Source organism: Acidovorax sp. A79, from assembly GCF_041154505.1.
Taxonomy (GTDB): Bacteria; Pseudomonadota; Gammaproteobacteria; order Burkholderiales; family Burkholderiaceae_C; genus Acidovorax.
In genome coordinates this window covers 2,273,117-2,291,529 of sequence record NZ_AP028672.1, presented here as the reverse complement: position 1 = coordinate 2,291,529, position 18,413 = coordinate 2,273,117, and the positions used below count along the sequence as shown (strand labels likewise).

The window sequence follows — 18,413 nt, the reverse complement described above, 5'->3', positions numbered from 1 at the left end:
CTCCTGATAGAGGCGAAGAAAGGGTTTGGGCCGGCGTTAGACCAGGGCCTTGATCTGGCTGTAGCTGATGGTCTTGCCGTTCGCGAGCGTCAGCTTGAGCTGGCCGTCCTCGGCGCCCGCGGCGGTGACCTTGGACAGGGACAGCGGCGTGCTCGACAGCTTGGCCGAGCCGTTGACGGCGCTGACGCGGAACTGCAGCGCATCGGTGGCGCCGGTGTATTTGCTGGCGTCCCACTCGAACGTGTGGCGGCCCGCGGCCTTGGCGCCCAGGTCGATGGTGTCCACCACCTGGCCGCCCGCGGTGGTGACCTCGATCTTCACGTTCGTGGCGGCCGAGGGCAGCTCGAAGCCGCCCTTGCCGACCTTGTCGGCCACGGCGACGCTCGAGCCTTCGGTCATCACGTTGCGGCCGATCAGCGCCGTGCCCTGCATCACTTGCAGCGAGTTGAACTGCTCGGACATGCTCTGCATGGTCTGGTTGAGCTGCTGGATGCCGGTCACCGTGTTGATCTGCGCGATCTGCGAGGTCATCTGCGCGTTGTCCAGCGGGTTCATCGGGTCCTGGTTGTTCAGCTGCGCGACGAGCAGCTTCAGGAACCGGTCCTGCGCGGCGGCGGGGTCGGTGGCGGCGTTGGCTTTCGTGCCGGTCGCATCCGTCACGGAAGGGGCGTTGGTGGCGCTGAGGATCATGGTGGGGTCTCCCGGAAATTACTGGCCCATCTGCAGGGTCTTGAGAAGCAGCGACTTGGCCGTGTTCATGACCTCGACGTTGTTCTGGTACGAACGGGAGGCGGAAATCATGTTGACCATTTCCTCCACGGCGTTGACGTTGGAGTGCGTCACGTAGCCCTGCTCGTCGGCCGAGGGGTGGGCGGGGTCGTGCACGCGGCGCCCGGGGGTGTTGCTTTCGCTGATGGCGCTCACCCGCACGCCGGCCGAGCTGTCGGCGCCCATCGGCGCGGTCTGGAACACCACCTGGCGCGCCTTGTACGCCTGGCCGTCGGGGCCGGCCACCGCATCGACGTTGGCCAGATTGCTGGCCACCACGTTGAGCCGCTGCGACTGCGCGCTGACGGCGCTGCCCGACACGCTGAAGATGGAGAACATGGACATGGGGTGACTCGCTTTCTGCGCTGCAATGCGGTGGGCTTTACTGGCCCTGGATCGCGCTGAGCATGGTTTTGGCGTTGCCGTTGATGAAGCGCAGCGTGGCTTCGTAGCGCACCGCGTTGTCGACAAAGTTCGCGCGCTCGCGGTCCAGGTCCACCGTGTTGTTGTCCAGGCTCGGCTGCGCCTGCACGGAATAGCCCAGCGCGCCGGGGGCGCCAGTGCCCGTGCTGGCCGCGGGCAGTGGAATGTGGCGGGGGTCCGTGGCGCCCTTGGCCCCCAGGTTGCCCGTGGTGCCCACGGAGCCTGCGGTGGCGAGGCGGGTTACGCCCGATCCGGACCCCGTGGCTTCGCGCATCGCGTCGCCAAAGCTGAAATCGCGTGCCACGTAGCCCGGGGTGTCGGCGTTGGCGATGTTGCTGGCGATGGCGCGCTGGCGCTCGGCACGCAGCGTCAGCGCGTTGCCGTGAAAGTCCAGCCGGTTGGTCATCTTGTCAAGCATGGTTGCCTCACACCCTGGGTTGCAATGGCGCCGGGCAGGGGGCTTTCCGGCGTGGCTTGATTATGGAAACCGTGGCTTTTTTCTAAAGCGCGAAGAACGAGGAAATGGGCGCGCAGTTTCGGGTTTTGCGCTGTGCCCGGCTGCCTATAGTTCCAGTCGTGAAATAGTCTTTGCCGCCCTGCGCGGGAAGACGCGCGACGCCCAGGAGGCCCCATGCCATCGATCTTTTCTTCCCGTTTCGTCCGAGCCTGCGCGCAGGCTGTGTCCTTGCGCGGGCAGATGGCCGCGCACCGCGCCCTGGCGGGCGTGGCGCTGGCGGCCGCTGTGGCCGGCGGCAGCGGCGCCGCGTTCGCGCAGGCCGCCGCCGATCCCGCGGCCGACCTGGGGCCGCTGACCCAGCGCTGGCTGGACGATGCGATGTCGCGCAACCAGCCTGCGGGGCTCCCCTTGCGGATGGAAGTGAGCGTTGGCTCACTGGATTCCAGACTGCGGCTAGCGCCGTGTGCGCGGGTTGAGCCCTATCTGCCAGCCGGCGCGCGGCTGTGGGGGCGTACGCGCCTGGGACTGCGCTGCGTGGAGGGGCAGACCGCATGGAACGTGTATCTTCCGGTGACCGTCAAGGCCTTTGGCCCCGCCTGGGTGCTGATCAACCCCGTGGCTCCTGGCGCCATCCTCACGGCCAACGATGCGACGCAGGCCGAGGTGGACTGGGCCGAGGAGTCGGCGGCCGTCATGGCCAATCCGGAGCTGTGGGTCGGGCAGGTGGCCGCCCGCCAGCTGGTCGCCGGGCAGACTTTGCGCCAGACCATGGTGCGGGCCCCGCATCTTTTCCGGGCAGGGGCCCAGGTCAAGGTGGTCGCGCAGGGGCCGGGCTATGCCGTGACATCGGCCGGCCAGGCAATGTCGGCAGGGGCAGCGGGGCAGATTGTTCGCATCCGCATGGACAATGGCCGCGTTGTCAGTGGAACTGTGAATGAGATTGGGACAGTGGTCGTGGCTCTTTGATGACGCTGTGGCGATAAATGGCTAAAGTCCGGGACAAAAGGGTCGAAAACATTGCTACTGTGCCCCACATCAAGCGGGGTGGTGGAGAGAGCGATGAAGATTGGTCAAAAACCGGAACTCCCGGGCGCCTTGGCGCAGACGGGGCCTGCCAAGCAGGCCAAAAGTCCTGCCAGCGCTGCTGAAGGAGCCGCCAAGGACGCAGCGGCCGTGTCAACCGCCGGTGTGCCCGTCACGGTGTCCACCGCAGCCCGCGCACTGGACCAGACGGCCCGTTCCACGGGCGATTTCGATGCTGGCAAGGTCAAGGCCGTGCGCACGGCCATCGAAAAAGGCACGTTCTCGGTGGATGCCGAGGCCATTGCCGACAAGATGCTCACTAACGCCCAGGAAATCCTCTCCCGCTCCCGCGGCTGATCCCACAGCTCGCTTGGCAGTCAGATGCCATCCAGCGCACAATGGGCCATGTCGCTGGAAGAATCCCTCTCGGCTGTTGAACAGCTGATCGAAAAAGTCTCCGCCGCCCTTCTTGCGGCAGATCCCCCATCCCTTGAGAAAAACAGCATGGCCCTGCGGGATGCTGCGGCCCAGTTCGCGCGCGTCCTGGAGCAGGCGGCGGCCCGGGGCCTGCCTTTGCCCGCGCAGTTGCAAAAGAGGGTGGATGCCATCGGCGACATGCTCGCCAATCACCGCGAGGGCCTCGCCCGCCTGTCCGCCAACGCCGACCGCCAGGTTGCCAGCCTGCTGCCCCAGGCCGGCTCCCCCGCCACCTATGGCGACGGCCGCGGCGCCCAGCCCGGCAAGCCCGGCGTGGCACGGATCTACAAGTCGGCAGGCTGAGTCGAGTCGCAACTCAAAAAAGATAGCTGCCAGCGCTTGAGCTACCTGCGTTTGAATGGCCAAACCGGCTTGATCCAACGCAAGTCAAGCGCAAGCAGCTATCCCATCGATAGCGAACCGGGGTCAGTACGCCGGAGTTCGGCCTTGCGCAATGGCCGTCGAAACGGTCGCAGCCCAATACCAGTGCCACCGTGGATCTGGCTTCGCCAGTCCAGGGGTGGCGTCCCCTTCAGGGGGAAGGCGCCGCAGGCGACTCAGGGGGAGCCATGGCCTCAGGGAGCCCTAATGCGCCCGCATCTTGGCACGCAAGCGGGCGATGGACTGGCTATGCAGCTGGCACACCCGTGACTCGGTAACCCCCAGCACGGCCGCGATCTCTTTGAGATTCATGTCGTGCTCGTAGTACATGCCCATGATGTGCTGCTCGCGCTCGGGCAGGCTCTTGATGGCGTTGACCAGGGACATCTTGAGCCGCTGGTCGCGCAGCAATTCCATGGGGTCGGCATCGCCGTCGGCAACATGGCGGTCCAGGAAACCGTCGTCGTCCTCGTTGCCGTGTGTCATGTCTTCCAGGTACACCAGCTGCGTGCCCCGCACCTTGCCCAGCAGGTTCTGGTAGTCCGCCAGGTTCATGCCCATTTCACTGGCGATCTCGGATTCGAGCGGGCTGCGACCGAGTTTCTGCTCCAGCCGTTGCACGGCGTGCTCGATGTCTTTCTGGCTCTTGCGCGAGCTGCGGGACATCCAGTCGCCCTCGCGCAACTCGTCGAGCATGGCGCCGCGGATGCGCTGGGTCGCGAAGGTCTCGAACTGCACGCCCTGGGCGGCTTCGTAGCGCGAGAGTGCTTCCGCCAGGCCCATCATGCCGACCTGGATCAAATCGTCCAGCTCCACGTTGGGCGGCAGCTTGGCGATCATGTGGTGCGCAATCCTTCGCACCAGCGGGACGTGCTGGCGGATCAGCGCATCACGATCGAGCTGGCCTTTGGCGGTGTACATCAGATCAGTGGCTCCGGACAAAATGCGCAGGCATGCCTGTCAAGTTGCTGGGTGGCAGCGCAGTCAGCGATTCACTGATAGTGCCCGCATTTTCCAGTAGTTGCAAGGCCAGGCGCTGGAGGTCCTGGGGGTTCTGCGTGGCGATGGTGGTCGTGCGCACCGGGCCACCCAGGTGGCGCTCCGCGCAGTCCTGCAGGGTCAGCAGCGCGTGCTGTGTCTTGCGCCGTTCGGCGGCGGTGTCGCCGCGCAGCAAGGCCGCCACCATGCAGGGCAGGGTCGTGTGCAGGGCGATCTGCTTGAGGCTCTTGTAGCTGGTCAGCACGCCGGCCGATCCGTCGCCCATCACCACCAGCGGTATGGTGGACGTGTGCGTCAGCAGCGGCCCGAGCGTGGCCGCAGGCGCGTGCAGCACGATCAACCCGTAGGTCCGGAAATAGGGCAGCAGGCTGGGCAGGGGGGCCGTTTCATTGCGGCTGGCTTCCCGGCTGATGCGCAGAAGGCCCTTCGCCGCCGGAATCACCGCCAGCGAGGAAGCCATGGCCCCCATGTTCAGGCTGACGCCCTCGTTCCAGGGCGCCTGTTGCAGCAGGTGCAGCAGCCCCGGGCTGTCGTCCGTCTCCTGGGCGGTGCCGTCGAGCACCACCACCGGGTAGCCCAGGCGCTGCAGGCTTGCGCAGATCTGCCACAGCGTCTCCAGCCCGGTGCCCGCGTTGTCCTGGCTGGCGACCGCCACCACCCGCAGTTCCGACTGCGGGGTGAAGCTGTGCAGGCCTGCCGCCTGGTGAAAGCCGATATCAAGCATCGACCAGCCCCCGTTCGTTCGTGGTGTCGGGCGAATGCGAGAAGAAGAAGTTCAGGTCGGTTGCCTTGGGGTCGAAAGCCGACTTGGCGGGAGCGCGCATGGAGGTGCTGATGAGCTTGTGCGCATCGGCACGCTCCCAGTCTTCCGGCACGCGCTGGCCGTTGGTCACGCCGCGCAGCACCATCTGGTGGCGGATCAGTGCGTCGATGGCCGGGCCGAGTTTCACGGCTTCGTCCACCTTGGACAGGATGGCCTGCTGGGAGCCTTCGGTCTTGAACGCCGTGAGCACATCGTCGAGCGTGTCGCCATGGCAGCCCGCGTTGAGCACCAGCAGGCGGTTCACATGGGGCAGGTCCAGCACGTCGAGCATGTCGCGCTTGCGCGGGTCGCGCGGGGCCACGCCCGTGGTGTCGATGAGCACCATCTTCTTGCCCGACAGCAGGCCCAGCAGGTCCTGCAGCGCGGCGCGGTCGTGGGCCAGATGGGCGACGATGCCCAGCATGCGGCCGTAGGTGCGCAGCTGCTCGTGGGCTCCCACACGGTAGGTGTCCAGCGTGATCAGGCCCACGCTGCCGGGGCCGTGGATGCGCGCGCACATCGCGGCCAGCTTGGCGGTGGTGGTGGTCTTGCCGACGCCGGTGGAGCCCACCAGCGCGAAGATGCCGCCTTGTTCGTACAGCGGGGGTTCGGCCAGGTCGGTCCTGAGGTTGCGCTCCAGCACCTCCATGAGCCAGCGCACGGATTCGGCGGCCGACAGCTCCTCGGGCATGCGCTCCAGCACGGCACGGGCGAGGGAAGGGGAGTAGCCTGCGCGGATCATCTTGAGCATGAGGTTGGACTGGATGGGGTTCTGCCGCGCCTGCCCCAGCCACGCCAGGGTGTTGAAACGGTCCTCGATCAGTTCCTTCATCGCGTGCAGCTCGCTCATCACGCTCTGCTGGTTGGCGGCCGATTGCACGGCGCTGCTCACGGCGGGCTCCTGCCGGCGGCGTGGCGGCTCGGGCGGAATGTCCATGGGGATGGTGCGCAGCGGGTTGTGGCGCGCCACGGCGGGCGCGGGCATGCGTTCGCGCTCCGGTTCCTGGTCGCGGCTGCGCTCCGACAGGGTTTGCGGTTCGGCCGGGCCATTGAGCGCCTCGTGGCGGCGGCGCAGCATGCGCTCGCGCACATAGTCCTGGAACGACAGCGTGCTCATCGCCAGCTGCTCGGTGTCTTCCTCCACCGCGTTGCGGCCCAGGGTGCTGGCGGCGGCGGCTGCTGCTGCCTGGCTTGCGCGCTGGGGCGCGCTGCGCGCCGGTGTGGGGGCCAGCAAGGGCGGGTTGGCGGACGGGCCCGCGCCACCACCATCCAGCGCCGAGAGCGTGTCCTCGGCCGTGGCCACGACTTCGACGCCGTTGGCCGTGGGGCGGTTGGACAGGATCAATGTGCCGTCACCAAAGGCCATGCGCGCTTTGGCCAGAGCCTCCCGGGATGTGGGAGCGTGGAAGCGTTTGATGTTCATGCTGATGCACCTCTAAGGATCGGCCCAATGCGGATGGTGTGGGTCTCGGGGATTTCACTGTGGGCAAGCACCTGCAGCCGGGGCGCGACGCGGCGCACCAGGCGGGAGATGGCATTGCGGATCTGGTCTGGCACCAGCAGGCAGGCGGGCAGGCCCATCTCTTCCTGCTTGAGGGCCACCTCGGCGGCCTTTTGCGTGAGGATGTCGGCCACGCCAGGGTCCAGGGCGGGGCCGGCCGTGTTGCCCAGCGCCTGCACCAGCAGGCGTTCGAGGCCTGGTTCGATGGCGATGACGTTGAGTTCGCGGGTGGGGCCGTAGATCTGCTGCACGATGGCGGGCGACAGCGCGATGCGCACGCGGCGGGCCAGCTCGACCGGGTCGGAGATGCCGCCGGCAAACTCGGCCAGCGTTTCGATGATGGTGCGGATATCGCGGATGTGCACAGACTCTTCCAGCAGCAGCTGGAGGACTTTCTGGAACGTTGCGATGGAGACCATTTTCGGGACCACTTCTTCGATGAGCTTGGGAGCCAGCTTGGCCACGTGCTCCACGAGTTGCTGCGTTTCCGTGCGACTGAGGAGCTTGGCGGCTTGCACTTGCATCAAGTGTGACAAATGGGTGGCCATCACGGTTTCGGAATCAACGACCGTAAAACCCGCCATTTGTGCGGCTTCCTTCTGGCGGTCGTCGATCCAGTGTGCTGGGAGGCCGAACGCGGGGTCGGTGGTGGGGGTGCCGATCAGGGGCGTGGTGATGCCGCCCGGGTTGATTGCCAGAAACATGCCGGGGAAGGCCTCGCCTTCGCCGACCACCACGCCACGCAGCGTGATGCGGTAGCCGCTGGGCTTCAATTCGAGGTTGTCGCGCACGTGCACGGCGGGCGGCAGAAAGCCGACTTCCTGCGCAAACTTGCGGCGCACGCCCTTGATGCGCGTGAGCAGGTCGCCCTGGCGGCTCTTGTCCACCAGGCTGATCAGGCGGTAGCCCAGCTCCAGGCCCAGCAGGTCCACGGGCTGCAGGTCGTCCCAGGTGGCCTCGCCGTCGCTCACGGGGGCGGGCGGGGCCTCGACTTCGGGCGGCACCTTTTGGCGTTCGTGCAGCACCCAGGCGCCATAGGCGAGCAGACCACCCATGGTCAGAAACACCACGTGGGGCATGCCCGGGATCAGGCCCAGCAGCAGCAGGATGCCGGCGGTCACGCCCAGCACGCGGGGCGACATGAAGAGCTGCTGCACGATCTGGCGGCCCATGTCGTGGTCCTTGCCCACGCGCGAGATCACCATGGCCGCAGCCACCGAGATCAGCAGGCCGGGAATCTGCGCCACCAGCGCATCACCAATGGCCAGCAGGATGTAGCTGTCGGCCGCCTGCTTGGCCGACAGGTCGTGCTGCAAGACCCCGATGGCGAAGCCGCCGATGATGTTGATCAGCAGAATCAGGATGCCGGCGACCGCATCGCCGCGCACGAACTTGGAGGCACCGTCCATGGACCCGAAGAAGTTCGCTTCTTCCGCCACTTCGGCGCGGCGGCGCTTGGCTTCCTTCTCGTCGATCAGGCCGGCGTTCAGGTCGGCATCCACCGCCATCTGCTTGCCGGGCATGGCGTCCAGCGTGAAGCGTGCCGACACCTCGGCGATGCGCTCGGCGCCCTTGGTGATCACCACGAAGTTGATCACCACCAGGATCGCGAACACGATCAGCCCGACGGCAAAGTTGCCGCCGATCAGGAAGTGGCCGAAGGCCTCGATCACCGCGCCGGCGGCGCCCGGGCCCGTGTGGCCTTCCAGCAGCACCACGCGGGTGGAGGCCACGTTCAGCGACAGGCGCATGAGGGTGGTCAGCAGCAGCACCGAGGGAAAGGCCGCGAAATCCAGGGGGCGCAGCATGTAGGCCGCCACCATCATCACCATCAGGGCCACGGCGATGTTCAGCGTGAAGAACGCGTCGAGCAGCCACGGCGGGATGGGCAGCACCATGAGCGCCAGGATGGCCACCACGAGCAACGGGGCCGACAGCCCCTGGAGGGCGTTGGCATTGCTGCCCGCCCATTGCTGCAAAGATTTCACGGAGGTGTTCATGCGGCGGCACCTTGCACGGGCGTGCGGTTCAGCGGATCGAGTTCAGGGGGCACAAACGGCTCCACCAGGCTGTCGGGCATGCGGCCTTCGCCGCGCAGGGCGGCCTTGAGGCGGTAGACGTAGGCCAGCACCTGGGCCACGGCGGTGTAGAGCGTGGCGGGAATGGCCTGGTCCAGCTCGGCATGGGCATACAGCGCCCGGGCCAGCATGGGCGACTGCAGCACGGGCACGTTGTGCTCCTTGGCCACGTCGCGGATCTTGAGCGCGATGAGGTCGGTGCCGCGCGAGATGACCTGCGGCGCGCTCATGGTCTTCTCGTCGTACTTGAGCGCCACGGCGTAGTGGGTGGGGTTCATGACCACGAAGTCGGCCTTGGGAACGGCGCCCACGCTGGCACGGTCGGCGATCTCGCGCTGCTTCTGGCGGATGCGGCCCTTGGTGTGGGGGTTGCCGTCGGATTCCTTGTGCTCCTGCTTGATTTCCTCGTGCGACATCTTCAGGCGCGCCTTGAAGAAGTAGGCCTGCAGGGGCACGTCCACCAGCGCCGCCAGGAACACCACCAGGAGCAGCAGGCTCATGCCGGACGTGAGCCAGTCGGCCAGCTGGCGGATGGCCATGGGGGAGGGCTGCAGCACCAGCATGGCCACGGTGTCGATGCTGTTGCCCATGAACTTCCAGGCCACGTAGCTCAGGACCGCGGTCATCAGCACCATCTTGGCCACGTTGGCCATCTGCTGCTTGGAAAACAGGTTGGCGAGCCCCGAGATCGGATTGAGCCGGTTGAACTGGGGCGAGATGGGCTTGAGGCTCAGAATCCAGCCGCCGGCGCCGATGGCGCTGATCAGGGCCGCGGCGCCGGTGAGGATGGCGAACACCGCGCTGGCCACCAGGCCCACGACGACCATGTCCTGCAGGCGCTTGAGCATGGTGCCGGGCGCCATGACGGTGGTGGCGTCAAACGCGAGCTGCTGGCTCATCGCCCGCTGCATGTGGTCCATCAGCTGGGGGGCCAGAATGAGCAGGCAGGCCGCGCCCGCGCCCAGGATCGCCAGGTGGGAAAGATCGCGCGAGCGTGCTCCCTGGCCGTCTTCGCGCGCTTTCTGCAGCTTGCGCTCTGACGCGGGTAGGCTTTTTTCTTGGCTGGATTCCATGGTGGCATGACGGCTCGTGTCATGCCATTGTCGTGAGCGACCCGGAAATCTAAAGGCCGATAAGGAGGCTGCAGCCCCCTCTTTTCAGAGACGTAACAGGCGCCGGCGTGGCGCCTGCGGCCGCCGCAGGGCCGCGGGCGGCGTTGCGTGGCCGCAGCCTCAGAAGCCGAGGCTGGCCAGCAGGTCGTCCACCTGGGACTGGTCGGTCACCACGTCGGGAGTGTGCTCGGGGTCCACCACGGGGCCCTGCAGGTGCTGGGTGCGGGGCGGTTCGGCCACGGCGGCCACCTGTGCATTGGGGGGGGCGGTCTGGATCAGCAGCTGCACCAGCTGGTCCTCGATGGTGGCGGCGAGATTGACCACCCGGGCGATCACCTGCCCGGTCAGGTCGTGGAAGTCCTGCGCCATCATGATTTCGGTGAGGTGCGTGTCGGCTTCCTTCGTCACCCGCTCGACATCGGTGAGGAAATTCATGATTTCCCCCTTGGCCACGGCCGCCACCGGGTCCTTGACCAGGGACGTCACCACACGGCGCGTCTCGGCGGCGATGTAGTCGTGCTGCGCCTTGGCCTGCTCGACGCGGTTGAGCACTTTCTCGGCGGCTTCCCCGGTCAGCCGGGCGATGTACGACAGGCGGCTCTGGGCGTCGGGCAGCTCGCCCATGGAGCCGCGCAGCTTGTCGGCGTAGCCCAGCTCGTTGAGCGAGTCGTGCAGCTGGCGTGTCAGCAGGCCGATCTTGTGGTGTACATCCGCAGGCGGCTGGCTGTTGTCCGGTATGTCGTCCATGGTGTCATAGCCCCATCTTTTTCAGGATCAAGGTCACTTTCTCTTCGAGTGTTGCCTTGGTGAAGGGTTTGACGATGTAGCCGGCGGCCCCGCCCTGCGCGGCGGCCACGATGTCTTCCTTGCGGGCTTCCGCGGTGACCATCAGGACGGGCAGGTGCTTGAGCTTGTCGTCCTTCTTGATTTCCGCCAGCAGCTGGAAGCCGTTCATGTTGGGCATGTTGATGTCGGTCACCACGAAGTCGAACTTGCTGTTGCGCAGCTTGTTCAGGGCGGCCACGCCATCTTCGGCCTCGTCGGCATCGGCAAAGCCGCTTTCCTTGAGCAGATTGCGCACGATGCGCCGCATGGTGGAGAAGTCGTCAACGATCAAAAAACGAAGGGCTGTGGTCACGTGGGACCCTTTCGGTCGGAAATGGCTGTAAGTATTGTCATGGGTGGCAGGGTTGGTGACAAGTCGTAACGTTTACCTGCCGAGGGGGGGATTTTCCCGCTTTTCATTCAACAGTTCTGTCGAAGTGATTTCGGGAATCCCCTTGCCCATGAGTCGTTCTTCGGCCTCCCGGGTCAGCACCGTGATGGTGATGCGCCGGTTGGCGGGTGCGCGCGGGTTCTTTGGCTCCAGCAGATCGCTGGCCGCCAGGCCCACCACACGTCCCAGTTTAGCGTCTGGCATGCCGGCCGAGACAAGCTCCCGGCGCGAGGCGTTGGCGCGGTCGGCCGAAAGCTCCCAGTTGCTGTAGCCCCGGTCGCTGTTTCCGTAGGGGACTGCATCGGTATGGCCAGCCAGGCTGATGCGGTTTTCCACCCCGCCGAGGGCGGCGCCGATCTCACGCAGGATGTCGCGCATGTAGGGTTTCACCAACGCGCTGCCGCTGTCGAACATGGGGCGGTTCTGGTCGTCGATGATCTGGATCTGCAACCCGTCGGGCGTGATGTCGATGCGGATCTGCGACTTGTATTCATTCAGGCGCGGGTTTTCCGTGATGAGCGCATCGATCTTGGCTTCCAGCGCCTTGATGCGGTCCAGGTCCTGCTTGGCCTGCTCGGCCCGGGCTGCGTCGATGCTCATGCGGCGCTGCTTGGCGGCCTCCACGTCGGAGCGCCGCACCTGGCCGTGCACCTTGGACAGGTCGTTCCCCCCGCCGGGAATCACGCTGGAACTGTTGCCGGCACCGTCGCCGCCGGTCATGGCCACCTTGAGCGGCGACGCGAAATAGGCTGCAATCCCCTGCAGCTCGCCCTTGGCGGTGGAACCCAGCAGCCACATCAGCAGGAAGAACGCCATCATCGCTGTCACGAAGTCGGCATATGCGATCTTCCAGGCGCCGCCATGCACCGCATGGCCGCCTTTCTTGATGCGCTTGATGATGATGGGCTGGAGCTTCTTTTCTGCCATGGTCAGCTATCCCGTCGGCTCCCCATGGCGCCGCGCACCACCCGCAGCCTTTGATGCCGGCGTGTCCCAAGCCAGGGCAGCAAGCCAAGGTTCGCCCCGCAGCGCCGCGAGCGCGGAGGGAAGGCGCGTGGCGCACCAGGGCGGTGTCTCATTTCTTCCCCTTCACATGCCCCTCCAGCTCGGTGAAGCTGGGGCGGACGCTGGAGAAAAGCACCTTGCGGCCAAACTCGATGGCCGTGGCGGGGTTGTAGCCCTGCATGCTGGCCAGCAGGGTGGACTTGATGCACTGCAGCTCCTTGGCGGCATCTTCGGTCTTTTGCTCGACCAGGCCGCCCAGGGGCTCGACCACGCCGTAGGCCAGCAAGATCCCGAGGAACGTGCCCACCAGCGCCGAGCCGATCATGCCGCCCAGCACCGAGGGCGGCTGGCCCACCGAGCCCATGGTGTTCACCACGCCCAGCACGGCGGCCACGATCCCGAACGCGGGCAGGGCGCCGGCCAGGCGCGCCAGCGCGGCCACGGGCGCGTGGGCCTCCTGGTGGTGGGTGTCGATCTCGCTGTCCATCAACGCCTCGATCTCGTGCGAGTTGAGGTTGCCCGACACCATCATGCGCAGGTAGTCGGTGGTGAACTCGATCACGTGGTGGTCGCTGCCCACCGTGGGGTATTTCTTGAAGATCTCGGATTCGTGGGGTGCTTCCACATCCTTTTCGATGGCCATCAGCCCCTCCTTACGGGCCTTCTGCAGGATGTCATAGAGCATCGCCATGAGCTCCATGTAGCGCGCCTTGGTGTACTTGGATCCCTTGAGCGCCATCGGGATGGCCGCCATGGTGGCCTTGATCACCTTGGGCTGGTTGTTCACCACGAAGGCGCCCAGCGCGCCCCCCAGGATGGTGATGATCTCGAAGGGCAGGGCCTTCAGGATCACGCTGATATTTCCCCCGTGCACGATGTACACGCCGAAGATGCAGCCTAGGCAAACGACGTAACCGATGATGACAAACATGCTTTGTGCGTGATGAGTTGCGGCGAGCGGGCAAACGATGCGGCGGATTCAGGGGGCAGACAACGCGGGCGCTGTGTTCTCAAATGTATCGGATTGCAGGGGCCAGACCAACGAACGGGTTGCCTGGGACGACCTGGCGGCCGGCGTGCCGCGCAATGACGTTAGCACAAGACGGCGCAAAAAAAGAGGCCAAATTGGCCTCTAGTGGTTGTGTGGTAAGCGGTAGATGCTCCTGTTTTTGAGACTTTTCGCCCACCCAGGCCTGCGTGCCACCACTACTTGAGCAAGGCCAGCACGCCCTGCGGAATCTGGTTGGCCTGGGCCACCATGGCCGTGCCAGCCTGCTGCAGGATCTGGGCGCGCGACAGGTTGGCGGTTTCTGCGGCAAAGTCGGCGTCCTGGATGCGGCCACGCGAGGCAGACATGTTTTCCGAGGACAGCTGCAGGTTCGAGATGGTGGTCTCGAATCGCGCCTGCAAGGCACCAAAGCTTGCACGCTGGCCGTTCACTGCCGCCAGGGCCGAATCGATGATCTTCAGGGCCTTGGTCGAGCCGTCGACGGTGGACACGTCGATGACGTTGACGGCGTTCAACGTGGATGCCGTCGCCGTGACCGGGGGCGTGCCCGTCAGATTGGTAATGGCGAAGCCCTTGTCCGAGCTCATCTCCAGGTACCCGGTGGCCGTCGCAAAGCCGCCGGCGGGCGCAGCGGCGACACCCGCGACAAAGGTGGGGGTGCCGGTGGAGGCCGACGTCGCGGCATCGTAGGCGCCCACGGCAATGGTGTTGCCCGCCAGGGAGTTGTTCTGAATCTGGATGTTGGCACCCGACTCATTGATGAGCACTATGCCGTCGCCGGCGTCGTTGAGTTTGGCGGTGATGCCGGTTTGCGACGACACGTCGTTGAAACCCTTGATGGCTTCCGCCAGCCCGCCCGCGGTCGCGCCGGCGGCGGATACGCTGAAAGTCACGTTGGCGGCGGTCGCGTTGTCTCCCTTCACCGCCAGCGAATAGGAGCCGCCAGCCACGAAGGTGGTCAGGTTGACCTGGTTGCGTGCAGACGCGGAGACACCGGTGGATTCGGAGAGCGCGTTGATTTTGGCGGCCGCGGTGGCCATCGTGTCGGTGGCGGTGAGCGTGACCGTCTTGGTTTGCAGCCCGGCGATGTCGAACGTGCCGGTCAGCGCCGTGGGGGCCGCCGCCGCCGTCACCACCACGGGCGCCGACTGCTTGAGCTGTGCTCCGTACGTCGTCGTGCGGAAGTTGCCGGTGGTCGCCGTGATGGTCTGGTTGGCGTTGGCGCCCACCTGGAAGGTGGCGGAGCCGAACGAGCCGTCCAGCAGCTTCTGGCCGTTGAACTCGGTGGTGACGGAAATACGGTCCAGCTCGGACAGCAGCTGGCCGACTTCGGCCTGAATGGCCTTGCGGTCGCCGGCGGAGTTGGAGGCATTGGCGGATTGCACGGACAATTCGCGCACACGCTGCAGAATGTTGCTGGCGCCCGCCAGGGCGCCTTCAGCGACCTGGGCCAGGGAAATACCATCGTTGGCATTGCGCACCGCCTGGTTCAGGCCCCGGATCTGGGTGGTGAAGCGCTCGGAAATGGCCAGGCCGGCGGCGTCGTCCTTGGCGCTGTTGATGCGCAGGCCCGACGACAGGCGCTGGATGGAGGTGCTGAGCGATGCCTGGCTCATGCCCAGATTGCGCTGGGCGGTCAGGGAGCTGACGTTGGTATTGATAGTGGCTGCCATGGATATGCTCCTTAAAGGCTTGAAAAACCAAATCTGCGCCGGTAGAAGCCCCACCGTCCGGCAGACAAGACGGGAACGATGGGTGAATTGTGAAAGTCGAGCGCGGTGCGCAGTGGTGCGATAAAGCGCACAAAAACCCTGCAACTTGTGCGTTTCGCCCTAAAGTTTTCGCCGCAGCTTCCGAAAACATTTGCAACGGGACGTAAATGCCCGCCGTTCTACAGAAGGCCATGCTGGCGCTGTGAACCGTATGGCCGGGTGCCTTGCCTGGCACCAGGTTGGCGGCAACGCCATGTTCAGTCAGTTCTTTTCAGGAGATTTGCAAATGGCAGCTACCATCAACACCAACGTCAGTTCCTTGACCGCCCAGCGCAATCTGGGTATGAGCCAACTGTCGCTCAACACCTCCATCCAGCGCCTGTCGTCGGGCCTGCGCATCAACAGCGCCAAGGACGACGCCGCCGGCCTGGCCATTTCCGAGCGTTTCACCTCGCAGATCCGCGGCCTGAACCAGGCAGTGCGCAATGCCAACGACGGCATTTCGCTGGCGCAAACCGCTGAAGGCGCGCTCAAGGCCTCTGGCGACATCCTGCAACGTGTGCGTGAACTGTCCGTGCAGTCCGCCAATGCCACCAACTCCGCCGGCGACCGCAAGGCCATCCAGGCTGAAGTCGGCCAGCTGCTGTCCGAACTGGATCGCATCTCCACCACGACCGAATTCAATGGCCAGAAGCTGCTGGACGGCTCGTTCGGCTCCGCCACCTTCCAGGTGGGCGCCAACGCCAACCAGACCATCACGGCGACCACCGGCAACTTCCGCACGACCACCTATGGTGCGCAGCTGAAGGCCTCGGCCAGCGTTCCTGCGGCTGCCGCCGCCCCCGCCGCCGCCGCCGCGACCGTTATCGTGAACGGCCTGCAAAGCAAGACGGTGAACGTCGACGCTGCCGACACGGCTTCGAAAATTGCCGCAGCGGTCAACGCAGCGGCCGAGACCACCGGCGTGACGGCTTCGGCTCGCAATCTGTCCGAGTTCAAGATCACCACGGCAGGTGCCGTGTCCCTGGCGATCAAGGGCGACAACACCACGACCGCCGCCAACATCACCTTCAGCGCGACCTCGGCAACCGACTTGGGCGAAGCCGTCAAGGCATTCAATGACGTGGCATCGCAGACCGGCATCACCGCCAAGCTCAACAGCGCCGGCGATGGCATCCTGCTGACCAATGATGCGGGCTCGGACATCAATATCGTCAACAACTCGACGGTGGCCGTGACCACCCTGGCATCGCAAAACGCGACGGCCGCTACGCTGACCTTCTCTGCCGCGCAGTCCATGGCAGTCGCTGGCGGCACGGCCAACTCCCGTGGCACGGTGGAGTTCAGCTCCGACAAGGGCTTCTCTCTGGGTGGCACCTCCGCGTACGTGGCAGCCGGTGCTTCGACCCTGAATTCCGTCAACACCATCGACGTGTCGACTGTCGACGGTTCGACCAAGGCCCTGAAGATCATCGATTCGGCCCTGTCCGCCGTCAACGGCCAGCGCGCCAGCTTCGGTGCCCTGCAATCGCGCTTCGAGACCACGGTGAACAACCTGCAAAGCACGTCCGAAAACATGTCTGCCTCGCGTGGCCGCATCCAGGACGCCGACTTTGCCGCAGAAACCGCCAACCTGTCGCGCGCCCAGATCCTGCAGCAGGCTGGCACGGCCATGGTGGCCCAGGCCAACCAGCTGCCACAAGGTGTTCTGGCCCTGCTGCGCTGATCATCTTTGGCAGAGGGTTGAACAGGCGGGGCGGGTTTGTGAAACAAGCCCGCTCCTCACAAGGCGGAGGCGACCTGGTCGCCGCCGCTTTCCGCTTTTTGCCAATCGGGCTGCAACGCGGTAGATTGGTGGCTTTCTTGGGTGCTTATCGGCTGGATGCAACAAGCCAAAGGCCTGGATAATTTCTGGCGATTCAACCCGACACGGATTCAGGAGGTGGGATATGGCTAGCTTTTCATCGATAGGCATCGGCCTGGGCGGCAACGTGGACGTCAATGGGCTGATCAAGGCTTCGGTCGACGCCGTGAAGATCCCCATCACCAAGACCAACGGCCTGAACCAGCAGGCGGCCATCACGAATGCGAAGGTGTCTGCCTTCGGCCAGTTCAAATCCCTGGTCTCCACGCTGGCCGATGCCGCCAGCAAGCTCGCCAGCGTCACGGGCTGGAACGGGGTGAGCGCGACCTCCGCCAAGCCGGAAGCCGTGTCGGTCTCCGCCGTGGGCGGCGCGGCGGCGACGTCATTCAATGTGCAGGTGCAGAACCTGGCCAAGGCGCAGTCCTCCATCTCCGTGGCGTTGTCGCCCGTCAAGCAGGCCGTCGGGGCGGGCACGCTGACCTTTGAAACGGGCAAGTGGTCCGGCGAGCCCAAGGTCTTCACGATGGGCAGCGCGGGCGCGGTCAATGTGGAAGTCAGCGCCACGGATACGCTGGCGGACGTCGCCAGCAAGATCAATGGCTCGAAGGCCGGCGTGACGGCCACCGTGCTGAGCGATGCCTCCGGCGAGCGCCTGATGCTGCGCAGCAAGACAACGGGCGAGGATGCCGGCTACCGGATGAGCGCGGCGGACGCCGACGGCAACCTGGCGGACGGTGCGGGCTTGTCGCGGCTCGTGGTGGGCGGCGTGACGGAGTATGCGGCGAACGCGAACGCGACCGTCAACGGCGTTGCCGTCACTTCGGCAACGAATGCCTTTGCCGATACCGTGTCGGGCGTGACGTTCACGGCGCTGCAGGTCACCACGGGCGACGTGGCGGTGACGGTGGCCAAGGACAACTCTGCCGTGAAGAAGAACATCGAGGCCTTCGTGAGCGCATACAACGCCATCAATCAGGCGTTGAATGAGGTCACCAAGTACGACCAGGGCACCAAAACGGCGGGGTTGCTGCAGGGGGATAGCGCGGCGGTGACCTTGCAAAACACCTTGCGCATGGCGCTGCAGTCCGTGAACAGCTCGGGCGCGCTGCGCAATCTGTCTGCCGTGGGAGTGGTCTCGGAGGGTGGGCTCGGCAACGTGGCACCCACCGGCAACCTGACGCTCGACGCGACCAAGTTCAACAAGGCCATGGAAAACGCCGACGACGTCAAGGCTTTCTTCCGGGGGCCGGAGGGCGGCAGCGTGGAGGACGGGTTCGCCGGAAAATTCAAGGCGGTCACGACCAAGCTGCTCGCAAACGACGGGTTCTTCGCCAGCAAGGCAAAAATCTACGAGCAATCCCTCAAGCTCAATGCCAAGGACGTGGAGACGATCAATGATCGTGCGGACCGCCTGGAAAAGAGCCTGACGGCGCGCTACACCGCCCTTGATACAAAGATGTCGAGCCTGAATGCGCTCAATGCGTATATCTCGCAGCAGGTGACCACCTGGAATAAATCCTCGGGCTGACCGCTTCAGTTTTTCTGGCTGTAGCCGATAACTAAAGTAATACATCGCAAGGATTGCC

Annotated in this window: 18 protein-coding genes; 5 read left to right on the top strand and 13 right to left on the bottom strand. The window is 65.3% G+C overall.

What is annotated here, in order from left to right; genetic code table 11:
* Positions 1–36: 36 nt before the first annotated feature.
* From ACAM51_RS10450 to flgB, 3 genes are read right to left on the bottom strand one after another with little or no spacing between them, the layout of a single operon-like run.
* The gene (locus ACAM51_RS10450; RefSeq protein WP_218296951.1) at positions 37–690 is read right to left on the bottom strand and encodes a flagellar hook assembly protein FlgD; all 654 of its coding nucleotides are present in this window, start codon (positions 688–690) and stop codon (positions 37–39) included.
* A gap of 18 nt (positions 691–708) precedes the next feature.
* The gene (gene flgC, locus ACAM51_RS10445; protein WP_218296952.1) at positions 709–1,113 is read right to left on the bottom strand and encodes a flagellar basal body rod protein FlgC; all 405 of its coding nucleotides are present in this window, start codon (positions 1,111–1,113) and stop codon (positions 709–711) included.
* 37 nt (positions 1,114–1,150) lie between these two features.
* Entirely contained in the window at positions 1,151–1,609 is a 459-nt protein-coding gene (gene flgB, locus ACAM51_RS10440) for a flagellar basal body rod protein FlgB (protein ID WP_218296953.1), read from the bottom strand.
* 279 nt (positions 1,610–1,888) lie between these two features.
* Between flgB and flgA the strand changes: the two genes are divergently transcribed.
* The 3 genes from flgA to ACAM51_RS10425 all read left to right on the top strand — a co-directional run bounded on the left by flgA (position 1,889) and on the right by ACAM51_RS10425 (position 3,451).
* Complete coding sequence (gene flgA, locus ACAM51_RS10435) at positions 1,889–2,614, top strand: flagellar basal body P-ring formation chaperone FlgA (protein WP_369643800.1); 726 nt, start codon at positions 1,889–1,891, stop codon at positions 2,612–2,614.
* A 93-nt stretch (positions 2,615–2,707) separates the two neighbouring features.
* A complete protein-coding gene (gene flgM, locus ACAM51_RS10430; protein ID WP_218341822.1) occupies positions 2,708–3,028 on the top strand; it encodes a flagellar biosynthesis anti-sigma factor FlgM in 321 nt (106 codons plus the stop codon).
* Between the two features lie 24 nt (positions 3,029–3,052).
* A complete protein-coding gene (locus ACAM51_RS10425; protein WP_369643500.1) occupies positions 3,053–3,451 on the top strand; it encodes a hypothetical protein in 399 nt (132 codons plus the stop codon).
* Positions 3,452–3,733: 282 nt separating this feature from the next.
* Here the strand turns inward: ACAM51_RS10425 and ACAM51_RS10420 are convergent, their stop codons facing one another.
* The 10 genes from ACAM51_RS10420 to ACAM51_RS10375 all read right to left on the bottom strand — a co-directional run bounded on the left by ACAM51_RS10420 (position 3,734) and on the right by ACAM51_RS10375 (position 14,924).
* On the bottom strand, positions 3,734–4,450 hold the full coding sequence (locus ACAM51_RS10420; protein WP_218296956.1) for an RNA polymerase sigma factor FliA: 717 nt from the start codon (positions 4,448–4,450) through the stop codon (positions 3,734–3,736).
* 4 nt (positions 4,451–4,454) lie between these two features.
* Entirely contained in the window at positions 4,455–5,252 is a 798-nt protein-coding gene (locus ACAM51_RS10415; RefSeq protein WP_218341823.1) for a hypothetical protein, read from the bottom strand.
* Positions 5,245–6,753, bottom strand: a complete 1,509-nt coding sequence (gene flhF / locus ACAM51_RS10410) for a flagellar biosynthesis protein FlhF (protein WP_369643499.1) — start codon at positions 6,751–6,753, stop codon at positions 5,245–5,247. The genes ACAM51_RS10415 and flhF overlap by 8 nt, the downstream gene beginning before the upstream one ends.
* Positions 6,750–8,831, bottom strand: coding sequence for a flagellar biosynthesis protein FlhA (gene flhA, locus ACAM51_RS10405; RefSeq protein WP_218296959.1), 2,082 nt, complete (start codon positions 8,829–8,831; stop codon positions 6,750–6,752). The genes flhF and flhA overlap by 4 nt, the downstream gene beginning before the upstream one ends.
* Positions 8,828–9,982 carry a flagellar biosynthesis protein FlhB gene (locus tag ACAM51_RS10400; protein ID WP_218341825.1) on the bottom strand — a complete coding sequence of 385 codons (1,155 nt, stop codon included), beginning with the start codon at positions 9,980–9,982 and terminating at the stop codon, positions 8,828–8,830. Before ACAM51_RS10400 ends, flhA begins: the two co-directional genes overlap by 4 nt.
* Before the next feature lie 159 nt (positions 9,983–10,141).
* Entirely contained in the window at positions 10,142–10,768 is a 627-nt protein-coding gene (locus ACAM51_RS10395; protein WP_218296961.1) for a protein phosphatase CheZ, read from the bottom strand.
* A gap of 4 nt (positions 10,769–10,772) precedes the next feature.
* The gene (cheY, locus tag ACAM51_RS10390; RefSeq protein WP_010466076.1) at positions 10,773–11,159 is read right to left on the bottom strand and encodes a chemotaxis response regulator CheY; all 387 of its coding nucleotides are present in this window, start codon (positions 11,157–11,159) and stop codon (positions 10,773–10,775) included.
* A 72-nt stretch (positions 11,160–11,231) separates the two neighbouring features.
* A complete protein-coding gene (gene motB, locus ACAM51_RS10385; RefSeq protein ID WP_369643498.1) occupies positions 11,232–12,164 on the bottom strand; it encodes a flagellar motor protein MotB in 933 nt (310 codons plus the stop codon).
* A gap of 148 nt (positions 12,165–12,312) precedes the next feature.
* On the bottom strand, positions 12,313–13,173 hold the full coding sequence (gene motA, locus ACAM51_RS10380) for a flagellar motor stator protein MotA (protein WP_218296963.1): 861 nt from the start codon (positions 13,171–13,173) through the stop codon (positions 12,313–12,315).
* A gap of 275 nt (positions 13,174–13,448) precedes the next feature.
* Positions 13,449–14,924: a flagellin gene (locus ACAM51_RS10375; protein WP_369643497.1), complete on the bottom strand. Its 1,476-nt coding sequence runs from the start codon at positions 14,922–14,924 to the stop codon at positions 13,449–13,451.
* A gap of 325 nt (positions 14,925–15,249) precedes the next feature.
* Here ACAM51_RS10375 and ACAM51_RS10370 point away from each other — a divergent pair, with 325 nt between their 5' ends.
* Both ACAM51_RS10370 and fliD read left to right on the top strand, forming a co-directional pair.
* Positions 15,250–16,689: a flagellin gene (locus tag ACAM51_RS10370; protein WP_218296965.1), complete on the top strand. Its 1,440-nt coding sequence runs from the start codon at positions 15,250–15,252 to the stop codon at positions 16,687–16,689.
* A 223-nt stretch (positions 16,690–16,912) separates the two neighbouring features.
* Positions 16,913–18,355 carry a flagellar filament capping protein FliD gene (gene fliD / locus ACAM51_RS10365; protein ID WP_218296966.1) on the top strand — a complete coding sequence of 481 codons (1,443 nt, stop codon included), beginning with the start codon at positions 16,913–16,915 and terminating at the stop codon, positions 18,353–18,355.
* Positions 18,356–18,413 lie beyond the last annotated feature (58 nt).

Bases quoted from the DNA above. Each gene is read 5' to 3' on its own strand.
- fliD (WP_218296966.1), top strand. From the start codon at position 16,913: ATGGCTAGCTTTTCATCGATAGGCATCGGCCTGGGCGGCAACGTGGAC.
- ACAM51_RS10375 (WP_369643497.1), bottom strand. From the start codon at position 14,924: ATGGCAGCCACTATCAATACCAACGTCAGCTCCCTGACCGCCCAGCGC.
- flhA (WP_218296959.1), bottom strand. From the start codon at position 8,831: ATGAACACCTCCGTGAAATCTTTGCAGCAATGGGCGGGCAGCAATGCC.
- flgB (WP_218296953.1), bottom strand. From the start codon at position 1,609: ATGCTTGACAAGATGACCAACCGGCTGGACTTTCACGGCAACGCGCTG.
- ACAM51_RS10450 (WP_218296951.1), bottom strand. From the start codon at position 690: ATGATCCTCAGCGCCACCAACGCCCCTTCCGTGACGGATGCGACCGGC.
- ACAM51_RS10425 (WP_369643500.1), top strand. From the start codon at position 3,053: ATGCCATCCAGCGCACAATGGGCCATGTCGCTGGAAGAATCCCTCTCG.
- flgC (WP_218296952.1), bottom strand. From the start codon at position 1,113: ATGTCCATGTTCTCCATCTTCAGCGTGTCGGGCAGCGCCGTCAGCGCG.
- flgM (WP_218341822.1), top strand. From the start codon at position 2,708: ATGAAGATTGGTCAAAAACCGGAACTCCCGGGCGCCTTGGCGCAGACG.
- ACAM51_RS10400 (WP_218341825.1), bottom strand. From the start codon at position 9,982: ATGGAATCCAGCCAAGAAAAAAGCCTACCCGCGTCAGAGCGCAAGCTG.
- ACAM51_RS10420 (WP_218296956.1), bottom strand. From the start codon at position 4,450: ATGTACACCGCCAAAGGCCAGCTCGATCGTGATGCGCTGATCCGCCAG.
- motA (WP_218296963.1), bottom strand. From the start codon at position 13,173: ATGTTTGTCATCATCGGTTACGTCGTTTGCCTAGGCTGCATCTTCGGC.
- ACAM51_RS10370 (WP_218296965.1), top strand. From the start codon at position 15,250: ATGGCAGCTACCATCAACACCAACGTCAGTTCCTTGACCGCCCAGCGC.
- ACAM51_RS10395 (WP_218296961.1), bottom strand. From the start codon at position 10,768: ATGGACGACATACCGGACAACAGCCAGCCGCCTGCGGATGTACACCAC.
- motB (WP_369643498.1), bottom strand. From the start codon at position 12,164: ATGGCAGAAAAGAAGCTCCAGCCCATCATCATCAAGCGCATCAAGAAA.
- flgA (WP_369643800.1), top strand. From the start codon at position 1,889: ATGGCCGCGCACCGCGCCCTGGCGGGCGTGGCGCTGGCGGCCGCTGTG.
- ACAM51_RS10415 (WP_218341823.1), bottom strand. From the start codon at position 5,252: ATGCTTGATATCGGCTTTCACCAGGCGGCAGGCCTGCACAGCTTCACC.
- flhF (WP_369643499.1), bottom strand. From the start codon at position 6,753: ATGAACATCAAACGCTTCCACGCTCCCACATCCCGGGAGGCTCTGGCC.